Source organism: Aeromonas sp. QDB68 (assembly GCF_027707405.1).
GTDB lineage: Bacteria > Pseudomonadota > Gammaproteobacteria > Enterobacterales > Aeromonadaceae > Aeromonas > Aeromonas caviae.
On the sequence record NZ_JAPCIQ010000185.1, the window covers coordinates 1 to 2283 of the forward strand.

Below are 2283 nucleotides of genomic sequence, written 5' to 3' on the forward strand. Positions count from 1 at the left end.
ATCTCGCACCTCGATAACTGTACGTAAGATCAGTATAGTTCGTGGTAACTGACTGCTAATCATGGGTAATCAGGTTATGAAATCAATGACTGCTATCGAGATGTCACCACGCCAGAGCTTATGACCGCTAGCCTGAAAAGTTTAGTCGAAAGATATAACTTAAAGGGCAAAGTCGTGGGTGACGTGGCTCTGGGTGCACTCATGCAAAGTTCGGCCAACTGGAACTTTGCGCGTGAAGTTGTTCAGGCTTCTGGCTTACATCCGAATACGCCAGCATATAACGTGCAGCGGGCTTGCGGTACCAGTTTAGAAACTACGATTCAGATCGCACACAAAATATCCAGCTACCAAATCGAGAGCGGTATTGCGGGCGGCGTGGATAGCAATAGCGACTTGCCAATTATGGTGACTCGTTCGTTCTCGCAGAAGCTCGTTGCATTGAATTCGGCCAGAACACTCGGCGAGAAACTAAGAATCTTTTTGAGCTTTAGGCCGAGCGATTTAAAACCCGTGCCACCCGCCGTCGTTGAACCGCGAACAGGGAAGTCAATGGGTGAACATTGTGAGTTGATGGTCAAAGAATGGAAAATTTCCCGGCAAGAGCAAGACGAGCTGGCTCTGGCAAGCCATCTGAACGCCGCGAAAGCGTACAAAGACGGCTTTTATGCCGATCTCGTTTTTCCATTTTTAGGAAAAAGTACGGATGGAATCATGCGTGGCGATACGACTTTAGAGAAGTTGGCAAAGCTAAAGCCAGCATTTGATCGATCCGAAAAAGGAACTCTGACGGCAGGCAACTCGAGTTCACTCACGGATGGCTCGTCCACCGTTCTTTTGGCTTCCGAAGAAGAGGCTAAAAAGAATAATTGGCCGCTGTTGGCCAAGATTGTGGATTCTCATACTTCTGCCGTGGATTACGTCGCTGGCGAAGGTTTGCTCATGGCTCCAACTGTGGCGGTCAGTGAATTATTGAAGCGAAACGGCTTAAAGCTTCAGGATTTTGATTTTTACGAAATTCACGAGGCGTTCGCTGGACAAGTGCTCTGCACGATGAAGGCGTGGGAGTCTGCTGAATACTGCAAAACACGTTTGGGACGATCAGAGCCTCTCGGAAAAATTGACCGCTCGAAGCTAAATGTCCGTGGAAGTAGCATTGCCCTTGGGCATCCGTTTGCGGCTACTGGCGCTAAGATCGTCGGAGTTTTAGCAAAGATACTGCACTCAGCTGGTCCTGGAAAACGTGGCCTTATCGTCGTTTGCACGGCGGGAGGAATGGGAGTGGCTACAATTCTTGAAAGTTAGGAGAAAAATATGTCGGATCTAAAAATGAATAAAGAAGACGGTGTTGAAAGCTATGAATTTGCAACCCCTGAAGCAATCGAAGAAGCATTGAAAATCGGGAAGCTTAGTCAAACGGTTTTCGGCATGGGTTGCTTTTGGGGACCGGATTCTAATTTTGGAGGGACGCAGGGAGTAGTGCAAACACGTGTTGGCTACGCTGGAGCATCAACTCTGGATCCGAGTTACCGCAACATCAACGGACACGCCGAAGTCGTCAGAGTGATCTACGATAAAGACCAAATCAGCTACAGGGAACTTCTTGGAAGTTTTGAATCATGGTCTGTTCATGGTAGAAAGCAGGGCCAGTATCGCCAGATACTTTTTGTTTTTGATCTGGAGCAAAAACAAGTAGCTGAAGAACTGATTCAAGCGATTGGAAAGGAGAAATCTCCCGAGGTGATTGAGGCCGGAGAACAAAATGGTTATTTTTGGCCCGCCGAAGATTACCATCAAAAGCATCGTCTTCGCAGAAACAAACAGCTTGTAAGTCTTGCAGAAGTAGATTTCGGTCCTCGCTGGGATGAACATCTGTATTTTACTAAATTAAATAGTACCGATAGAAAAGGCTTCAGTCTCTCAAGCTGGCTAAAAAAGTTGTCTCCGGAAATGCAGAAAGCTTACCGAATCGGTTAATCTGAAATTGCAGCTGGCTAAAGAACTCTATTTTCTATATGTAAAGAATGTGACGATCTCCTTCACATGGAGTCCAAGAGAGCATAAAAAATCTGTGTAAGTCGCATTACCCATGTATTTGAAAGGAATAAATAATGCCAATATCAGACCAGCTTATCGACCGAAGCAAGACCTCAGTTTTTATGAGGTCTTGAGATCAGCGCAGCATGAACAGATCTCTTACAGTGTGGCGAACACGAGGCGGCAACGTGCGCTACCAGCTCAAGACGCCGTACCGGGACGGCACCACGCACGTCATTTTCGAACCAT

The 2283-nt window shown here is 46.8% G+C and carries 2 protein-coding genes; both read left to right on the top strand.

Annotation, left to right across the window (positions count from 1 at the left end; translation table 11 throughout):
- Positions 1-81: 81 nt before the first annotated feature.
- Positions 82-1302, top strand: a complete 1221-nt coding sequence (locus tag PG892_RS22035) for an acetyl-CoA C-acetyltransferase (protein WP_442865646.1) — start codon at positions 82-84, stop codon at positions 1300-1302.
- Positions 1303-1311: 9 nt separating this feature from the next.
- The gene (locus PG892_RS22040; protein ID WP_001281573.1) at positions 1312-1974 is read left to right on the top strand and encodes a peptide-methionine (S)-S-oxide reductase MsrA; all 663 of its coding nucleotides are present in this window, start codon (positions 1312-1314) and stop codon (positions 1972-1974) included.
- The last annotated feature ends 309 nt before the right edge of the window (positions 1975-2283 follow it).